Below are 14,217 nucleotides of genomic sequence, written 5' to 3'. Positions count from 1 at the left end.
GCGCCCCTCAGCGGTCGGGTCGGCAGCGCCGGCGGGATCCGGCGTTCAGCCGTGCCGGAGATGGTCCCGCAGTTCGCGGGCGACCTGGGCCATCAGGGCTTCGGCACCGGGCTGCGCCGCCGCGGCCACCTGGGACTCGGTCAGCGCCGCGACGGCGAAGACGGCACCGTCGGCGTGCTGCACCACGCCGACCTCGTGCCGGAGGTTGAGGAGCGTACCCGTCTTGGACGCCCAGGTGGCGAAGTCGGAGCTGAAGTCGGGGGCGAGCCGCTGGCGCACCACGTTGTCGGCCATGAGGGAGCGTATGCGTGCGGCCACGTCCGGGTGGACGGCCGAGGGGGTCCACAGGGCCTGGAGCAGGTCCACGAACGCCCGCGCCGTACCGGCGTTGGTGCGGGTGACATCGAGCTGCGGCAGCTGGTGGCCGTGGCCGCTGGTACCGGCGGCGATGGCGAGGGAGTGCGCCAGATGTGTGGCGTCCGCCCGCAGCTGCTCGGCGGCGGTGTCCGTCAGCTCGTCGAGGGCGTGCCGCACGGTGATGCCTTTGACGCCGATCCCGCGCAGCACGGCGTCCACGGCGGCGGGCGGGGTGAGGCCGAACAGGGCGTTGGCGGCGGCGTTGTCACTGAGCGAGGTGCTCAGATAGATCAGGTCCTCCAGGGCGACCCGGGCGGGGTGCCGGAACCGGGTGATCCCGATGGGGCCGGGCCTGGTGGCGCCGCCCGGCGGCACCTCCAGCTGCCGCGCCCCGTCGAGTTCGCCGCGCCGGATACGGTCGAGTGTGGCGACCGCGAGGGGGACCTTGACGAGGGAGGCGACGGGCAGCTCGGTGTCCGGGTCGATGCCCAGTTCCTGTCCCGTGCGCAGGTCGCGGACCAGGAACGAGCCGGTCAGACCGCCGTCGCGCAGGTCCTGGCGCAGTTCGCGCAGCAGCTGGTCGGCCCTCATACGTTCTCCGTCCCCGCTGTCTGCGCCGTCCCCGCTTCTGCGCCCGCCCCCAAGCAGTGCGCGAGGTCGTCGCCCAGCCGGGTGCCGAGGCGTTCGGCGTCGCCCTCTTCCGCCGCGAGGAGACCGAACGTCCGCTCCAGGCTTTCGAACTCGCCCAGCGGGCGCCAGTGCAGGGTGAATTCCCGGGCCTGCAGGGGCGAACACAGCAGCAGGTCCGCCGAGGAGAACACCTCGGCGGCCGCCTGGGTGAGGCTGGTGGCGACGGAGAGCTGCGCGGGGCGCAGCCCGACGGCGTCCCGCAGCCGCGTCACCCGGTCCCGGATGTGCGGCACGTCGTCCTCGGGCTGCAGCCAGACACGGCGCGGTGGGCCCTGGTCGGTGCGCCGGGGGCGGAGGGTCTCCAGGTAGAGGCGCCGGGCCCGGGGCCGGGCGACACCGGCGAGCCCGAGCGGTACGCGCCAGCGCGCCTGGTCCGGCGGCACCGCGACGAGCGCGGCCCGCACCTGCTGGGAGCGCACCAGGTGGGGGCGCACCGCGGGGGCCGCGGTACGCAGGTCCAGGGTGATGCCGTGGTCCAGCGCCGCCGCCGCGAGCCGGGCGAGGGCGGGCGCGGGGCAGGTGTCGGGGACGGCGAGCCGGACCGGCCTGCGCTGCGCCGTCGCCGCCTCGTGCTCCAGCTCCTCGGCGGCGAGCACCAGCCGTCGCGCCGCGGGGAGCAGCTCGCGCCCGAACGGGGTGAGGCGGGCCCGGCGCGAGCTCCGCTCGAACAGTCGCTCGCCGAGGCGCCGCTCCAGTGCGGCGACGCGGCGGCTGGCGACCGACTGCGACATGTGCGCTGCCGCCGCGCCCACCGTGAAGCTGCCGCGCTCACTGACATGTACGAACGCACGACAGGCACCCACAAGATCCACGACACCACCCTATGTCCCGGCCTCCGGTATGCGGATCCCGCATCAACCGGCGCGATCCGGTCTTGGACGGCATGACGTACGAGGCGGCAGGCTGCGGGGGCCGGGGCGGGCGACCGGCAGGGCGCAGCGCCACCCGACCGCGCTGCTCGCCGTGCCGCGCCGCGCCCCGAGGCAGACCGGTTTCGGACAGTCGGAGGTATCGACCACCATGCGCACCACCACAGCCCGGCGCACCGCCCTGGGCGCACTCGGCAGCCTCGCGCTCCTGCTGCCACTGGCGGCCTGCGGCAGCGACGACCCGGCCGGCTCCTCCGCCAAGTCGTCCGCCGAGTCGTCGGCCGGGTCCTCGAAGTCCGGGGCGCCCGACAAGGCACGGGGCGAGGTGGCTGCGGCCTTCAAGAAGCTGGAGCGGAAGTACGACGCGCGGCTCGGCGTCCACGCCGTCGACACCGGGTCGGACCAGGAGATCTCCTACCACGCGGACGAGCGCTTCGCCTACGCCTCGACACACAAGGCGTTCACCGCCGCCGCCATCTTGGACAAGCACTCGCTCAGCGGCCTCGACAAGGTGATCACCTACAAGAAGAAGGACCTGCTCCCGCACTCCCCCGTCACCAGCAAGCATGTGGACGAGGGGATGACCCTGCGGGCGTTGTGCGCGGCCACCGTCCGGTACAGCGACAACGCCGCTGACAACCTGCTGCTGCGCGAGCTGGGCGGGCCCAAGGCACTCGACGCCTTCCTCGAAGATCTCGGCGACGACGTCACCCACGCCAGCCGCTACGAGCGGGAGCTCAACGAGGCGACACCGGGCGACAAGCGGGACACCACCACGCCCCGCGCCTTCGCCGAGGATCTGCGCGCCGTCGCACTCGGTGACGCCCTCGACAAGAAGGAGCGCGCCCAGCTCAACACGTGGATGCGCGAGAGCCCCACCGGGAAGACGCTGATCAACGCCGGCTTTCCGAATGACTGGACCGTCGCCGACAAGAGTGGCGCGGGCCGGTACGCGAGCCGCAACGACATCGCCGTCGTCCGTCCGCCCGGCAAGGCTCCGCTCGTGGTGACGGTCATGTCCAAGCGTTCGGAGCGGGACGCCGACTACGACGACAAGCTGGTGTCCGAGGCCGCCTCCGTGGTCGCCACCCAGCTGAAGTAGTTCCCCGCGCCCCAAAGGGGCGCGGGGAACTGCGCAGGGCCGCCGGTCTCTAAGCCTTGTCGGCGGCCTTCGCCTCCGCGGGAGCGGACCAGCATTCGATCTCACCCGGCAGCTCCGGCAGCCGGTCCCGGAAGAAGGCGGGGTCGAGGCCCTGGCGCCGCTGGGTGAGGTAGTCGTCCAGCAGCTTCCAGGCGATGGCCGACAGGGGCAGGATCGCCACCAGGTTGACCAGCGCCATACCGCCCATGAAGACGTCGGCGAGGTTCCACACCACGTCCACCGAGCCGAGCGCCCCGGCGAAGACGGCGCCCAGTACCAGTACGCGGTAGCCGGGCAGCACCCAGCGGCTGGCCGTCCCCGTCATGAACTGGATGTTGGACTCGCCGTAGTAGTAGTTGCCGATCAGCGTGGAGAAGGCGAGCAGGAAGACGACCAGCGTCAGCACGTGCCCCGCCCAGCCACCGAGCGTGTCCTCCAGTGCCGACTGCGTCAGATCGGCGCCGCCGCGCTCGGAGAGCGAGGGGTTCGTGGTGAGGATGATGAAGGCGGTCATCGAGCAGATCAGCAGCGTGTCGAAGAAGACACCGAGCGTCTGCACGAGTCCCTGCTTGACGGGGTGCGACACCTCGGCGGTCGCCGCCGCGTTGGGCGCCGAGCCCAGACCGGCCTCGTTGGAGAACATCCCGCGCCGGATGCCCTGCTGGATCGCCGCGCCGACGGCACCGCCCGCGACCTCGCGGAAGCCGAAGGCACCGCCCACGATGTCCCCGAAGACGCGCGGCACGTCGGTGATGTTGAGGATGACGACGGCGAGGCCGAGCAGCAGATAGATCACGGCCATCACCGGCACGACGAGCTGGGTGACCGTCGCGATCCGCCGGACGCCTCCGAAGATCACCAGGGCCAGCAGCACCACGACGGCCACGCCCGCGCCCGCCACGGGGAAGTCGTCCCCGAAGGAGCCCTGGGCGACCGAGGCGATGGTGTTGGACTGCACGGCGTTGAAGACGAAGCCGAAGGTCAGGGTGATGACGACCGCGAAGACCAGGCCCAGCCAGCGCTTTCCGAGGCCGCGCTGCATGTAGTACGCGGGCCCGCCGCGGTAGGTACCGGACTCCTTGCCGTCGCTGTCCCGGTTGCGGACCTTGTACAGCTGGGCGAGGGAGGCCTCCACGAACGCGGACGAGGCACCCAGCAGGGCCATCACCCACATCCAGAAGACGGCGCCCGCACCGCCCGCGGTGATCGCGGCGGCCACGCCGGCGACATTGCCGGTGCCGACCCGGGCGGCGGCGGAGATGGTGAAGGCGCCGAAGGACGACACCTGCTTGCGGCCGTCGGGGGCCGGCTGACTCTTGTCGCCGAGCACCCGCACCATCTCGGGCAGCAGCCGCAACTGCACCCCTCGTGAACGGAGCGTGAAGTACAGCGCGGCACCTACCACCAGGGGGATGAGGAGGTAGGTCCAGAAGACGTCGTTGACGTCCAGAATGAACGAGTTGAGCGAATCCACGCGGCGTCCTCGGGAAGATCACAGCTGGTGCACGCAGCACCAACCGAGGGACAAGGTTCCGAAAATCTTCCGTAGACTACTCGGCCGTCCGGACAGCCTGCACCGCTGAGCGGTATGCCCTATCTCACAGGTCCCACGAGCCACGTGAGCCCCATCCATCACATGGGCCCCATGGACGTGGAGGACGTGGAGCCCGGCCCTGCTGAACGACTTCCCACACAGAGATCGACACCCTTTCGTCGAGTGCAAATTCTTGTAGTTGCTCGGGCACTTCTCCGCCCCTGAGCACACACAACAACCCGTCGACGCCCACACGACGACCGGCCGCTGCGCTCTGCATCGTGCCGCTTGGACAGGCCTCCAAGGTGAGATGTGGTGACCGACATCGATGTTCGCGATGGCACATTCATCATAGCTGCGTAACTGGTCGTGTCCGAAGCGTTGACGTCGCCCGGACCCCCTTCTACCTTCGGACCGTCGTACTTCGTACGTCATATATGAGACGTGATATGTGAGATCCGAGGGCCCATGACGACCGTCCCGACCCCCATCCCCTCGCGCACGCAATATGTGCTGGAGGCGATCAAACACCGCATCCTCACAGGCCAGTTGTCGCCGGGCCAGACGCTGGTCGAGACCGAGCTCGCGGCACAGTTCGGGGTATCCAAGACGCCCGTGCGCGAGGCGCTCAAGACGCTGGCCGGGACCGGGCTGGTGGTGATGAGCCAGTACAAGGGCGTCACGGTGCGCACGGTGGACGCATCGATGGCACGGGAGGTCTACGACGTACGGCTGCTGCTGGAGCCGGAAGCGGTACGCCGCGCGGTGCGAAGGAGCGCCGCGCTCGATACGGCCCGCGAAGCTCTCGACCGCGCGGACGCGGCCACCGACGCCGCCGAACGCTCCCTGGCCAACCGGGAGTTCCACCGCGCCCTGTACCAGCCCTGCGGCAACCCGCTGCTCACCCGGATGCTCGACGAGGTCCGCGACCAGGCGGCCCTGGTCTCGGCCGTGGCCTGGGCGGCCGACCCGTCCTGGCAGCGGGAGGCCGACGAGCACCGGGAGATCCTGCGACTCGCCGTCGAGGGCGACGCGGAGGGCGCGGCACAGGCCGTCCACGCACATATCGCCTCGTTCGTACGGCGCGCCTTCCCGGCGGCAGCCGACACCACGGCGGCCGACGCCACGACGGCGAACACCATGGCGGCGAGCACCGCGGCGGGCCGTCCCACGGCGGCCCGTGCCACCACCGACGGCAGCGCAGCAGACGAGACCGCGGCCGACGACGCCGCGGCCCAGGACGGAGGGGCCGGACATGGCCATGGATCATGAGGCCCAGCGGGCCGCGCTCGCCGATGTGGTCGCGATCCCCGTGACCCCGTTCGCCGAGGACGGCACCGTGGACGAGCGGGCGCACCGCGCACTGCTGCGCCGGCTCGTGGACAACGGCATCCGGAGCCTCACCCCGAACGGCAACACCGGTGAGTTCTACGCACTGACCCCGGCGGAACGGCGGGCTGTCACCGAGCTGACGGTCGAGGTGGCCGCGGACCGCGCCGCGGTGCTGGCCGGAGTGGGGCACGATGTGCCGACCGCGGTCGCCGCCGCCCGGCACGCCCGCGAGGTGGGCGCGGGAATGGTGATGGTGCACCAGCCGGCGCACCCCTATGTCTCCGAGAGCGGCTGGGTCGACTACCACCGGGCGATCGCCCAGGAGGTGCCCGAGTTAGGTGTCGTGCCCTATGTCCGCGATCCCCGGCTGAGCGGGGCGCGCCTCGCCGAGCTCGGCGACAGCTGCCCCAACGTCATCGGCGTCAAGTACGCGGTACCGGACGCGGTGCGCTTCGCCGCCTTCGCACGCGACGCGGGGCTGGAGCGCTTCGTGTGGGTGGCCGGACTCGCGGAGCCGTACGCTCCCCCGTACTTCGCCATGGGCGCCACCGGATTCACCTCCGGCCTGGTCAACGTCGCGCCCGCCCTCTCCTTGACCCTGCTCGAAGCGCTGCGCTGCGGCGACTACCGGGCCGCGATGAAGGGGTGGGAGCAGATCCGCCGCTTCGAGGAGCTGCGTGCGGCGCACGGCGCGGCGAACAACGTCACCGTCGTCAAGGAGGCGCTGGCCTCGCTCGGACTGTGCCGCCGGGACGTCCGCCCGCCCAGCAAGATGCTGCCCGAGGCGGAGCGCGCCGAGGTCGCGGCCATCGCCGCGGGGTGGTCCGTATGACGGCGCCGGGCTCCCCGCGCAGATCCTCCCCCGGCGCCCCTCCCGGACCCGGGCGGCGCGCGCCCGAGGAGCTGCGCAGCCACCAGTGGTACGGCACCGACGGGCTGCGCTCCTTCAGCCATCGGGCCCGCACCCGTCAGCTCGGTTATCTGCCCGAGGAACATCTGGGCAAGCCGGTGATCGCCGTGCTCAACACCTGGTCCGACATCAACCCCTGCCACGCGCACCTGCGGGAGCGGGCACAGGCCGTGAAGCGGGGAGTGTGGCAGGCGGGCGGGTTCCCGCTGGAGTTCCCCGTAGCCACGCTCTCGGAGACCTTCCAGAAGCCCACCCCGATGCTCTACCGCAATCTGCTGGCGATGGAGACCGAGGAGCTGCTGCGCTCGTACCCGGTGGACGGGGCGGTGTTGCTGGGCGGCTGCGACAAGACCACGCCGGCGCTGCTGATGGGGGCGGCGAGCGTCGGGCTGCCGACCGTGTTCGTGCCCGCCGGGCCGATGCTGCCGGGGCACTGGCGGGGCGAGGTGCTGGGTTCGGGCACCGACATGTGGAAGTACTGGGACGACAAGCGGGCCGGGCTCATCGGGGACTGCGAACTGAGCGAGCTGGAGAGCGGGCTGGCCCGCTCCCCCGGGCACTGTATGACCATGGGCACGGCCGCGACCCTGACGGCGGCGGCCGAGGCCCTGGGCGTGACGCTGCCGGGCGCCTCCTCCGTACCCGCCGTCGACTCCGGTCACGAGCGGATGGCCGCCGCCGCCGGGCTGCGCAGCGTCGAGCTGGTCCACCGGGGGCGCGGGCTGGCCCAGCTGTTGACCGGGGAGGCGTTCGAGGACGCCGTGACCACCGTGCTGGGGCTCGGCGGCTCCAGCAATGCCGTCATCCATCTGATCGCGATGGCCGGGCGCGCCGGCGTCCGGCTCACCCTCGACGACTTCGACCGCATCGCCCGCCGGGTCCCGGTACTGGCCAACGTCCGCCCCGGCGGAGGCCCTCATCTGATGGAGGACTTCCACTTCGCCGGCGGGCTGCCCGGCTTCCTCTCCCGGATCACCGACCTGCTCCACCTGGACCGGCCCACGGTCGCCCACGACAGCCTGCGCGAACAACTGGCCGGTGCGGGAGTCCACAACGACGAGGTGATACGCACCCGCGACAACCCGGTCGCCGCCGAGGGCGGACTGGCCGTGCTGCGCGGCAACCTGTGCCCGAACGGCGCCGTCATCAAGCACATCGCCGCCGAGCCGCACCTGCTGGAGCACACCGGGCCCGCCGTCGTCTTCGACGACTACCGCACGATGCAGCGCACCATCAACGATCCGGAGCTGGGCATCACGCCCGACCATGTGCTGGTGCTGCGCAACGCGGGCCCCAAGGGCGGTCCCGGCATGCCGGAGTACGGCATGCTGCCGCTTCCCGAGTACCTGCTGAAGCAGGGGGTGCGGGACATGGTGCGGATCTCCGACGCACGGATGAGCGGCACCTCCTACGGCACCTGCGTGCTGCACGTGGCCCCCGAGTCGTACGTCGGCGGGCCGCTGGCGCTGGTCCGTACCGGGGACCGGATCACGCTGGACGTCCCGGCGCGCACCCTGCGGCTCGAGGTGAGCGAGGAGGAGCTGGCGCGGCGTGCGGCCGGGTGGGAACCGCCGCCCGAGCGGTACGAGCGCGGCTACGGAGCGCTCTACAACGAGCAGATCACCCAGGCCGACACCGGCTGCGACTTCGCCTTCCTCGCCAGGCCGGGAACGGTGCCCGATCCGTACGCCGGCTGACGGCTGACGGCTGCCCGCCTCGGCCGACGGCCTCCCGCCGGCCACGCCCCACCTACGCCCCGCCCGAACCACCTCCGATCCGCATATTCGATATCTCGAACAGCGTCCGAGGGTGCTTTCCGCACGCTCACCCACCCAGAACGGAGCACAGGCATGGCCCAAGGCGCAGCCGTGGCGAAACCACCGCCCGGGCGAACGCGGGCGCCCCGACGGCACGGTACGGGAGCGACGCCGCGCAGGCTCCCGTATCTGCTCATCGCACCGGCCGTCCTGCTGATGCTGGGCTTCATCGCCTATCCGGTGCTCAGCGTCTTCTACTACAGCCTGCAGCACCACAACCCCACCAAGCCCTGGCGCAACGGCTTCGCGGGCTTCGACAACTTCGTCACCGCCTTCACCGACGACCCCCAGTTCTGGTCCACCCTCGGCTTCAGCTTCCAGTGGGTGGCCGTCGAGGTGGTGCTGCAGCTGCTGTTCGGCCTCGCACTGGCGCTGCTGGTCAACCAGACCTTCGTCGGCCGCGCCATGGCCCGCGCGCTGGTCTTCTCCCCGTGGGCCGTCTCCGGCGTGCTCACCTCGGTGATCTGGGTCCTGCTCTACAACTCCCAGACGGGCATCGCCCGTTACCTCGCCGACCTCGGGCTCGGCTCGTACGGCACCTCCTGGCTGTCCGACACCGGAACCGTCTTCCCCGCCGTCGTGGTCGCCGAACTGTGGCGCGGGGTGCCGTTCTTCGCCATCCTCATCCTCGCCGACCTGCAGTCCATACCGAAGGACCTGTACGAGGCGGCCGAGGTGGACGGCGCCGGCCGACTGCGGCAGTTCCTGCACATCACGCTGCCGCACCTGAAGGACGCCATCATCCTGTCCACGCTGCTGCGGGCGGTCTGGGAGTTCAACAACGTCGACCTGCTCTACACCCTCACGGGCGGCGGTCCCGCGGGCGAGACGACCACCCTGCCGCTGCGTATCGCCTCCATCGCCGTCGACTCGCACGACTTCGGCTACGCCTCGGCGCTCACCTCCGTCGCCTTCGTGCTGCTGCTGTTCTGTTCGGTCATCTATCTGCGGCTCAGCAAGTTCGGAGGCGAGGACAAGTGAGCACCAAGGAAGCCCCCGCAGCCGTGGCCGCCCGGACCCGGGCCGCTCCCCCGTCCGGGGCGCAGCCGGCGCCCCCGCACAGCGGGCGGCGGCGCCGACGCGCCTGGGACGAGGCGCCCCGCTGGCAGATCTATCTCCCGCTCACCCTCTATCTGCTGTTCACCATCATCCCGTTCTACTGGATGCTGCTGTTCGCGTTCCGGCCCTCGGGCTCCACCTCGCTCGTCCCGTGGCCGCTGACCTTCGAGCACTTCGACAAGGTGTGGACCGAGCGCAGCTTCGCCCTCTACTTCCGAAACAGCGTGCTGGTCGGGGTCTTCTCGCTGCTGATGACCACCGTGGTCGCGCTCGCCGGCGGCTACGCACTCGCCCGCTTCCGGTTCCGCTTCCGGCGCGCCTTCCTGCTGGCGTTGCTGTGCTCGCAGTTCATCCCCGGTGCGCTGATGCTGGTGCCGCTCTTCCAGATCTTCGCCGAACTGCAGATGATCAACTCGCTGGGCAGTGTCATCATCGCGGAGACGGTCTTCCAACTGCCGCTGTCGATGATCCTCATCAGCGGGTTCATCAAGAATGTGCCCTACTCGCTGGAGGAGTCGGCCTGGGTGGATGGCTGCGGGCGCTTCCGCGCCTTCCGTGCCGTCGTACTGCCGCTGCTGCGCCCCGGACTGATCGCCGTCGGCTCGTTCGCCTTCGTCCACAGCTGGAACCACTTCCTGTTCGCGCTGATGTTCCTCAGCAACCAGGAGAAGCAGACCATCCCCGTCGGTCTGAACACCCTGATGAGCGCGGACAGCGTGGACCTGGGGGCGCTCGCAGCGGGCGGTGTCGTCGCCGCGGTGCCGGTCGTCATCGTCTTCGCCTTCATCCAGAAGTGGCTGATCACCGGATTCAGCGCCGGGGCGGTGAAGGGATGAGCGAACACGAAGCCGGACCCGGCGCGGCCCGGCCCGCACACCCTCCCTACGACGTGGTGCTCGCGGGGGCCCGCGGGCACGGCCGATGGCATCTGCGCAACATCCGCCGACTCCAGGATCGCGGGCTCGTCAGGCTCGTCGGGATCTGCGAACTGCGGCCGCTCACCGGGCAGGAGCTCGACGGTCTGGGACGGCCCGAGCAGTCCGCCGACTTCGCCGCGCTGCTGGCGTCCACCCGGGCCCACCTCGCCGTCGTCTGCACCCCCATCCCCACCCACGCCGACATGGCGCTGACCGCCGCCGAGCAGGGGGTGCACCTGCTGCTGGAGAAACCCCCCGCGCCGTCCTGGGCCGAGTTCCGCAGGATCGCCGACGGAGTGGCCGCCGCCGGGGTGAGCTGCCAGATCGGCTTCCAGTCGCTGGGCTCGGCCGCCGTCCCGGCCGTACGCGCACTGGTCACCGAGGGGGCGATCGGAAAGCCGCTGGGCATCGGCGGGGCCGGGGCCTGGACCCGGGACGAGTCCTACTACCGCCGCGCCCCCTGGGCAGGCCGCCGCCGACTGAACGGCGTTGACGTACTCGACGGCGCCCTCACCAACCCGCTCGCACACGCCGTCGCCACCGCACTGGCACTCGACGGCGGCACCCGGGGTGAGGACGTGGCGTCGGTGGAGACGGAACTGTTCCGCGCCAACGCCATCGAGGCCGACGACACCTCCTGCGTACGGATCACCACCACGCGCGGCACCACCGTCACCGTCGCGGCGACGCTGTGCGCGGAGCAACCGGGCGAGCCGTACATAGTCGTCCACGGCAGCGGCGGACGGATCACCTACTGGTACAAGCGGGACCGCGTACGGCTGCACCGCGCCGGACACGAGCCCACCGAGCTCGGCTACGGCCGGACCGACCTGCTGGAGAATCTGGTCGCCCAGCTGGCCGGACGGGCGCGGCTGCTGGTCCCGCCCGACCGGACGGGCGCGTTCATGCGGGTGGCCGAAGCCGTCCGGCAGGCGCCGGCGCCGACCGAGCTGCCGCCGGAGGCCTGGCGGAGCCTGCCGGGCGAGTCGGCACCGCGCCGGGCCGTACGGGGTGTCGACGGGCTGGTCGCGGCCTCGGCCGACACTCTCTCCCTCTACTCCGAGCTGGGCGCTTCCTGGGCGCTCGGCTCCTCCCCGTCCTCCGCGAGGTGACCGCGCCGTGCCCAGATCACGTACGCCCGAGACGAGTACAGCCGCCGACACCGACCTGGTGCTGCGGAGCGGGGGCCGGTCCGTCGGCCGCTACGTCACCCGGCCCCGGCAGGACCGGCGGCTCTCCCCGCGGCCCTACCTCCACCCGGTGACCACGCGAGCCGGCACCCTCGTCACCGAGCTGGGTCCTGCCGACCATCCACACCACCTCGGCGTCGGTGTCGTGGTTCCCGACGTCGAGGGGCACAACTTCTGGGGCGGGCGCACCTTCGTCCCCGGCCGCGGCCCCACCGAGCTGGACAACCACGGAGTCCAGCTGCACGAGGAGTTCGCGGCGCACGGCGAGGGCGGCTTCGAGGAACGGCTGAGCTGGGTCGCGGACGGTCGCGAGCTGCTGCGGGAGCGCCGCACCGCGGCCGTCGTCGGGCTCGGTGCGGACGCCTGGGCCCTGGACTTCGGCTTCGCGCTCACCAATGCGACCGCTCTGCCGCTGTCGATCGGCAGCCCCGCGACCAACGGCCGGCCCGGCGCGGCCTACGGCGGTTTCTTCCGGCGCGCCCCGGCGGAAGGGAAGGCGCCGCGAGTGTTCACCGCCGCTGCCGAGGGGGAGGGCGCGGTGCACGGCAGCTGTGCCCCGTGGCTCGCGCTGGCCTCGGCGAGCTGGACGCTGGTGTTCGCCGGGGCCACCGCACGCACGCGCGAGGATCCGTGGTTCGTCCGGGCGGCCGACTACCCGGGCGTCGGCTCCTCACTGGCACATCGGGCGCGGCTGCGCCTCGCTGCGGGCGGCACGGTCGAACGCCGCCTCGTCACGGTGGTGGCGGACGGACGGCTCGGCACCGACGAGGCCGCTGCGCTCATGAGCCGAGCGCTCGGCGGGGTGGTGGACGCATGAGCACCCGACTGCCCTGGACGGCCGACCTGGGGAACGGCACCTACCGCAATCCGGTGCTCAATGCCGACTGGTCCGACCCGGACGTGGTCCGGGTCGATGACGACTTCTACCTCACCGCCTCCAGCTTCGGACGCGTCCCGGGACTCCCCCTGCTGCACTCCCGCGACCTGGTCAACTGGACCCTGCTCGGGCATGCGCTGGAGCGGCTGGAGCCCGTCACCGCGTTCAGCGCGCCGCGCCACGACTGCGGTGTGTGGGCGCCGTCCATCCGTCATCACGACGGCCGGTTGTGGATCTTCTGGGGCGACCCCGACCACGGCATCTTCCAGGTCAACGCCCCGCGTGCGACCGGGCCGTGGACGCGCCCCCACCTGGTCAAGGAGGGCAGGGGACTCATCGACGCCTGCCCGCTGTGGGACGAGGAGACCGGCGACGCCTACCTCGTGCACGGCTGGGCCAAGTCCCGCTCCGGGATCAAGAACCGGCTCACCGGCCACCGGATGCGGCCCGACGGGACCGGGCTGCTCGACGCGGGCAAGGTGATCGTCGACGGCGACCGCATTCCCGGCTGGTTCACCCTCGAAGGCCCCAAGCTCTACCGGCACGAGGGCTGGTACGTCATCCTCGCCCCGGCCGGGGGCGTGGCGACCGGCTGGCAAGGTGCCCTGCGCGCACGGAACTTCTTCGGCCCGTACGAGGAGCGCATCGTCCTCTCCCAGGGGAGCACCGACGTCAACGGCCCGCACCAGGGCGGCTGGGTGCGCACCCCCACCGGTGAGGACTGGTTCCTGCACTTCCAACAGCGCGGCGCCTACGGGCGGGTCGTCCACCTGCAGCCGATGCGCTGGCGGGACGACGGCTGGCCGGAGCTGGGCGCGAGGGGCGAGCCCGTCGCGGTGCACCGCAAACCCGAGCTGCCCGAGCAGCCGGTGTCGGCCCCCGCCACCGACGACTCCTTCCCACGGGGCCGGTTCGGTCCCCAGTGGCAGTGGACCGCCAACCCGCGCGACGGCTGGACGGTGCAGGGCGGCGGTGACGGGCTGCGGCTCACCTGCGTTCCCGGCGAGGCCGTACCGGATCTGCGGCGGCTGCCGCATGTGCTGACCCAGCGGCTGCCCGCCCCGGCCTTCACCGCCGAGGTGGACCTGGCCCTGCACGGCGAGGAACCGGGCGCGCGCGCCGGGCTGACGGTGCTGGGTGACGCGTACGCGTGGATCGGGCTGGAGCGGGGCGAGGACGGCACGGTCCGCGTGGTGCACAGGTTCGCCGAGCAGACCGCGGACGCGGAACGGGACGCCGCTCATCCCCGGCCGGCGCCGAAGGGCACCGCCCGGCTGCGGATCGAGGTGTCCCAGGGCGCCCGCTGCCGGTTCGGCGCCGACACGGGCGACGGCTTCCGGCCCTCCGGGCCGGTCTTCGCGGCGACCCCATGGCGCTGGGTCGGCGCCCTGCTCGGGCTGTTCGCCGCCGCACCGTCCGGTGCGGGGCACGCCTCGGCAGCTGTGTTCACCCGGTTCCGCACCATCGGCTGACCTCGGCCCCGCCCTGGGGCGGGGCCCTTTCACAACTCTCGGCGGAGGAGCA

General features: G+C 71.8%; 11 protein-coding genes and 1 pseudogene. 9 read left to right on the top strand and 3 right to left on the bottom strand.

Translation table 11 applies throughout. The features are described from left to right. Positions 1-45: 45 nt before the first annotated feature. Together JW613_RS20260 and JW613_RS20255 are read right to left on the bottom strand one after the other, a co-directional pair. Positions 46-948 (bottom strand): serine hydrolase, encoded by a 903-nt coding sequence (locus JW613_RS20260; RefSeq protein ID WP_209212245.1) that lies wholly within the window; start codon positions 946-948, stop codon positions 46-48. Beyond that, on the bottom strand, positions 945-1,859 hold the full coding sequence (locus JW613_RS20255; RefSeq protein ID WP_209212244.1) for a LysR family transcriptional regulator: 915 nt from the start codon (positions 1,857-1,859) through the stop codon (positions 945-947). The genes JW613_RS20260 and JW613_RS20255 overlap by 4 nt, the downstream gene beginning before the upstream one ends. 208 nt (positions 1,860-2,067) lie before the next feature. Between JW613_RS20255 and bla the strand changes: the two genes are divergently transcribed. Further along, positions 2,068-3,018, top strand: coding sequence for a class A beta-lactamase (gene bla, locus JW613_RS20250; RefSeq protein WP_209212243.1), 951 nt, complete (start codon positions 2,068-2,070; stop codon positions 3,016-3,018). Positions 3,019-3,067: 49 nt separating this feature from the next. On the opposite strand, the gene JW613_RS20245 is transcribed toward bla, so the two are convergent. Then, the gene (locus JW613_RS20245) at positions 3,068-4,531 is read right to left on the bottom strand and encodes an alanine/glycine:cation symporter family protein (RefSeq protein WP_209212242.1); all 1,464 of its coding nucleotides are present in this window, start codon (positions 4,529-4,531) and stop codon (positions 3,068-3,070) included. Positions 4,532-5,059: 528 nt separating this feature from the next. On the opposite strand from JW613_RS20245, the pseudogene JW613_RS20240 reads away from it, so the two are divergent. The 8 genes and pseudogenes from JW613_RS20240 to JW613_RS20205 form a co-directional block, all read left to right on the top strand. Continuing rightward, positions 5,060-5,698, top strand: a pseudogene (locus JW613_RS20240) (GntR family transcriptional regulator); the annotation flags it as partial. A 148-nt stretch (positions 5,699-5,846) separates the two neighbouring features. After that, on the top strand, positions 5,847-6,755 hold the full coding sequence (locus JW613_RS20235) for a dihydrodipicolinate synthase family protein (RefSeq protein WP_209212240.1): 909 nt from the start codon (positions 5,847-5,849) through the stop codon (positions 6,753-6,755). After that, the gene (gene araD / locus JW613_RS20230; RefSeq protein WP_209212239.1) at positions 6,752-8,530 is read left to right on the top strand and encodes an L-arabinonate dehydratase; all 1,779 of its coding nucleotides are present in this window, start codon (positions 6,752-6,754) and stop codon (positions 8,528-8,530) included. The genes JW613_RS20235 and araD overlap by 4 nt, the downstream gene beginning before the upstream one ends. A 153-nt stretch (positions 8,531-8,683) precedes the next feature. Beyond that, positions 8,684-9,631: a carbohydrate ABC transporter permease gene (locus JW613_RS20225; protein WP_209212238.1), complete on the top strand. Its 948-nt coding sequence runs from the start codon at positions 8,684-8,686 to the stop codon at positions 9,629-9,631. Further along, positions 9,628-10,545, top strand: a complete 918-nt coding sequence (locus JW613_RS20220; RefSeq protein WP_209212237.1) for a carbohydrate ABC transporter permease — start codon at positions 9,628-9,630, stop codon at positions 10,543-10,545. The genes JW613_RS20225 and JW613_RS20220 overlap by 4 nt, the downstream gene beginning before the upstream one ends. Beyond that, positions 10,542-11,738: a Gfo/Idh/MocA family protein gene (locus tag JW613_RS20215; RefSeq protein ID WP_209212236.1), complete on the top strand. Its 1,197-nt coding sequence runs from the start codon at positions 10,542-10,544 to the stop codon at positions 11,736-11,738. Before JW613_RS20220 ends, JW613_RS20215 begins: the two co-directional genes overlap by 4 nt. A gap of 7 nt (positions 11,739-11,745) precedes the next feature. Next, the gene (locus JW613_RS20210; RefSeq protein ID WP_209212235.1) at positions 11,746-12,633 is read left to right on the top strand and encodes a DUF6807 domain-containing protein; all 888 of its coding nucleotides are present in this window, start codon (positions 11,746-11,748) and stop codon (positions 12,631-12,633) included. Further along, positions 12,630-14,165, top strand: coding sequence for a glycoside hydrolase family 43 protein (locus JW613_RS20205; protein ID WP_209212234.1), 1,536 nt, complete (start codon positions 12,630-12,632; stop codon positions 14,163-14,165). The genes JW613_RS20210 and JW613_RS20205 overlap by 4 nt, the downstream gene beginning before the upstream one ends. The last annotated feature ends 52 nt before the right edge of the window (positions 14,166-14,217 follow it).

The organism is Streptomyces smyrnaeus, from assembly GCF_017676345.1.
Lineage (GTDB): Bacteria > Actinomycetota > Actinomycetes > Streptomycetales > Streptomycetaceae > Streptomyces > Streptomyces smyrnaeus.
Note: the sequence above shows the minus strand (reverse complement) of the source record. Positions and strands in the feature narration are given on the sequence as shown.